The organism is Amycolatopsis sp. NPDC003861 (assembly GCF_053605405.1).
Genome location: NZ_JBSGJD010000455.1, coordinates 1 through 3618, shown reverse-complemented (window position 1 = coordinate 3618; position 3618 = coordinate 1). Strand labels below are relative to the sequence as shown.

2 protein-coding genes are annotated in these 3618 nt (G+C 74.0%); one reads left to right on the top strand and one right to left on the bottom strand.

The window, feature by feature from the left end:
• Positions 1–203, bottom strand: a 203-nt coding sequence (locus ACWEVN_RS47150) for a hypothetical protein (RefSeq protein WP_452055614.1), incomplete at its 3' end; no start/stop codon positions are given.
• Positions 204–1214: 1011 nt separating this feature from the next.
• On the opposite strand from ACWEVN_RS47150, the gene ACWEVN_RS47145 reads away from it, so the two are divergent.
• A complete protein-coding gene (locus ACWEVN_RS47145) occupies positions 1215–3581 on the top strand; it encodes a ComEC/Rec2 family competence protein (protein WP_452055613.1) in 2367 nt (788 codons plus the stop codon).
• Positions 3582–3618: the final 37 nt, after the last annotated feature.

Genomic DNA, 3618 nt, shown 5'->3' with positions numbered 1-3618 from the left:
CCGCGCCCGCGGCGCTTGCCGCGCCTGCCGCGCTCGCCATGCCCGTCGCGCTTGCCGCGCTTGCCGCGCTTGCCATGCCCGTCGCGCCCGCCGTGCCCGCCGCGCCTGCCCTTCGGTTCTCCGACGGCGCGGGCTCCGGCCTCAACCAGCGACTCGCCGCCTGCCCACATCCACTGCACGCCGTCGATGGCCTCGTCCGACAAGTCGACCCGCTTTCAGGCCGACTGTCGTCGCAAGCCGCTCATTCGCACCTCTCGAAAGCGGGTCCGCTCGCTTTCGAGAGGTCGCGATCAGATGAGTGCCTGCTGCCGTCGGCACCCGGCAAGGCGTGGCTTCCTATCGCGTGGGCTCGCTTCCGAGCAGCGGCTGGCCGCCCACCCGTATCCCCAGCGCCCGTCGACCAACCCACCTCACTCGCAACCCGGTGCCGGTTCTCTCGGAAGTGGCTCGCTCGCATGCTCGTGGCAGGTGGCGGTCCGATGAGCACCTTCTGTCGCCAGCACCCGACAGGACGTGTGGCTCTCCGAACGCGCGGACTTGCTCCCAAGCTGCGGCTCGCCGCCTACCCACATCGACATCGCTTCTGGACCCGCACCGCCCGCGTGCTGGCTACCGGTGTTTCTCGGAAGCGGTCCGCTCCCATGCTGTGTCGGGAGGTGGTGATCGGATGAGCGCCTTCTGCGGCCGGTGCCCGACAGGGCGTGTGGCTCTCCGATCGCGTGGACTCGCTCTCGAGCTGCGGCTCGCCGCCCGCCCGCATCGACAGCGCCCGCTGATCAACCCGCACCGCCCGGGGACCGGCGGACGCCGCCTGCTGGCTGGCCGGTGCCTTCCGGAAGCGCTCGCGGCAGGTGGCGGTCCGATGAGCACGGTGGCACATACTCGGCTGTCCGTCGCCGGCACCGACGGTGTGGCCGAGAAGGCTCCCTCGTGGACGGGGGCCACCGGACGAGCGCCGTCCGGACGGTCGAAGACATGCGCCATTTCCGCGGCGTGGGCTCACTTTCAACCAGCACCTGGCCGCCCGTCCGTGTCCGCAGCGCCGCCCACTTTGGTTCCGTCCACCAAAGCGAGCTGCTCGCGGCCCGGCCGCCCACACCTCGCAGGAGCGGATCGCCCGCCCGAGGAGGCGGTCGCATGAAGCGCTCCCAGCTCACCACGGCCGGCACCAGCGACGTGCCCAAGTCCGCCGTCCCACAGAAGGTGACACCAGAATGACCACCCTCCCAGCAACCGACACCCGCCAGGACATGCGGCTAGTCCCGGCAGCCGCGGCCTGCTGGCTGGCAGCATTGGCCGGCTTATTACTCGGCTGGTGGACGACCGTCGCCACCGGCCTGGCCTCGACAATCATCGCCGGCCTCATCCTGTGGCGAGCCCGCAATCACCCCCGGGCGCGCGACGCGGCAGCGGCCCTCCTGATCCTCGGCCTCCTCGCCGCCGGCCCGGTCGCCTGGCGAATCCGCGACGCCCAACGTGACGAGCTCCGCACGGCAGAAGGCCTACCGGCCGCATTGCGAGTCGTCGTCGCCGAGCGCCCGAAACCCGTGCGCAGCGCGGGATACGCCGACCGCCAAGCAGGCGCCCGGTCGGTCGTCGTCGCGGCCGACGTCCGCACAGCCTCGGTCGACGGGCGGCCGGTCCCTTCCTCCGGCCGCGTCCTCCTGCTGGCCCCGGTCGAGCAGTGGACCTCCCTGCTACCAGGCCAGGAGGTGACCGCGTCCGGCCTGCTGATGCCGCCGCGCGGCTCAGACCTGACCGTCGCGGTGCTGTCCGTACGCGGTCCACCGGCCGACCCGGGCCCGTCGCCGTGGTGGCAGCAGGCGGCGGCCGAGCTGCGCGCCGGGCTCCACTACTTGTGCCAGGTCCTGCCGGACGAACCCGCGGGCCTTCTCCCGGGCCTGGTGCTCGGCGACACGAGCGCGTTGTCCCCGCGCGTCGAGCAGGAGTTCGTCTCCGCCGGACTCGCGCACCTCACCGCGGTCAGCGGGGGCAACCTCGCCGTCGTCTGCGGGGCGGTCCTGCTCCTGTTGCGCCTGCTCCGGTTCGGCCCCCGGCTGTCGGCCGCCGCGGCCGGGGCGTGCCTGGCCGGGTTCCTCGTTCTCGTCGGCCCGGAGCCGAGCGTGCTGCGCGCCGGCGTCATGGCAGCCGTGGCACTCCTGGCCCTGGCGCTGGGACGCCGCGGTTCTGCGTTGCCCGCGCTGGCCTTCGCGGTGTGCCTGCTGGTGGTGGCGGATCCGGCGATGGCCACCGACTTCGGCTTCGCCCTGTCGGTGTGCGCCACCGGCGGGCTGGTCCTGCTCGCGCCCCGCTGGGCCGGCGCCCTGGTCCGCCGCGGGATCCCGCCGGGGTTCGCGGAAGGGCTGGCCGTCCCGCTGGCGGCCTTCCTGGTGACGGCGCCGGTGCTCGCGGGCATGGCGGGGTCGGTGAGCCTGGTTTCGGTGCTGACCAACGTCCTCGCCGCGCCCGTCGTCGCTCCGGCGACGGTGCTCGGCGTGCTGGCGACGATCACCGGTCCGTGGTGGCCGGGCGCCGGGAGGCTCCTGGTGCACCTGGCCGACCCCGAGGCCCGGTGGCTGATCACGGTGGCCCGGCACGGTGCCCGGGCTCCGGGCGCGGTCATCGCCTGGCCCGGCGGCTGGGTGGGCGGTCTCCTGGCCGCCGCCGTCCTGGCGGGGCTGGCGCTCGCGGTCCGGCACCGGAAGGTGCGGGTGCTGATGGCCGTGTTCGTCGCCGGTGCGCTGCTGGTGTTCGTGCCGGTCCGGGTGGTGGCGCCGGCGTGGCCGCCGCGGAACTGGGCGATGGTCGAGTGCGACGTCGGCCAAGGCGACGCGGTCGTGCTGGCGACCGCCGAGCCGGGGCGCGCGGTCGTCGTCGATGCCGGGCCCGAGCCGGGGCCGGTCGACGAGTGCCTGCACCGGCTGGCGGTCGACCGGGTTCCACTGCTGGTGCTGAGCCACCTGCACGCCGACCACATCGGCGGCCTCGCCTCGATCTTCGACGGCCGCGCGGTCGGCGCCATAGCCGTCGGCCCCGGGCGGTCGCCGGGGTGGGCGTGGCGCCAGGTCGCCGCCGAGGCCGGCCGGCGGGCGGTGCCGCTGGTGGAGTTGAACCCGGGGGAGCGGCTGGAATGGCCGGGCCTGGCGCTCGACGTCCTCGGCCCGCGTTACGTACCGGCGCGGCAAGACGGGCCCCAGGACGGCACGACGATCAACAACAGCTCGGTGGTACTCCGGGCGGAAACCACGGCCGGCCGGGTCCTACTGACCGGCGACGTCGAACTGGCCGCGCAGGCGGACCTGCTGGCCGACATCGGAAACCTGAAAGCGGAGGTGCTGAAGGTGCCCCATCACGGCAGCCGTTACTCGCTGTCGTCGTTCCTCGCGGCGGTGGCTCCGCGGGTGGCGTTGGTCAGCGTGGGGGCGGGAAACACGTACGGCCACCCCAGCAAGTCCACAATGGACACCTTGGTGGCGCTCGGCGCGCGAGTCACTCGCACCGACGAGGACGGCGACACCGCGGTGGTCACCGGAACGGCGATAGTCCGCCGTGGCGAGCCGCGCGGCCCGCCGCGACGCTGAGTGCCGGGGCGGGCCGCCTGCCCCCCCCCCCCCGCGG